The 415-nt window shown below is 66.5% G+C and carries 1 protein-coding gene; it reads right to left on the bottom strand.

Features of this window, described 5'->3' with window-relative positions; translation table 11 throughout:
- Window positions 1-202: 202 nt before the first annotated feature.
- Window positions 203-415: RDD family protein (locus NJE57_RS19940; protein WP_319030229.1), on the bottom strand; the 213-nt coding region annotated here is incomplete at its 5' end.

Raw genomic sequence — 415 nt, 5'->3', positions numbered from 1 at the left:
CTCCCCGTGTCGGCCCCGGCGGCGCAGTCCTGGCGGTTGACCGACCGCGGGATCACCGTCGTCCTGGTCACCGGGCTGCTGATCATGATCGCCGCGTTGGTGGTCGTCGGGCTCACGGCCGTCCGGGTCACCGGTGAGCAGTACCAGGTGCAGGGTCAGTCGCTGATCCGCTGAGCGGGTCGGCCGGTATCGCTCGGGAGGATCAGTGCGGGCCTTCAGTGGAGTTCGGTACCGGAGCGTCGACCACGATGGTGCCCATCAGCTTGTCGGCGAAGGTCTGGCGCTTCTCGTCCCACAGCGGCCACAGGTATCCGATGTAGGCCAGGCCGTCGACGATGTGCACGATGTCGCGGAGGAAAGCATTAAGCGGTCCGATGGGGGCTCCAGTGGGGTCTCCGACCAGCTTGATCTTCAG

The organism is Dietzia sp. PP-33 (genome assembly GCF_033790845.1).
Classification (GTDB): Bacteria; Actinomycetota; Actinomycetes; order Mycobacteriales; family Mycobacteriaceae; genus Dietzia.
The sequence above is the reverse complement of the archived record's forward strand: the minus strand, read 5'-3'. Positions and strand labels throughout refer to the sequence as shown.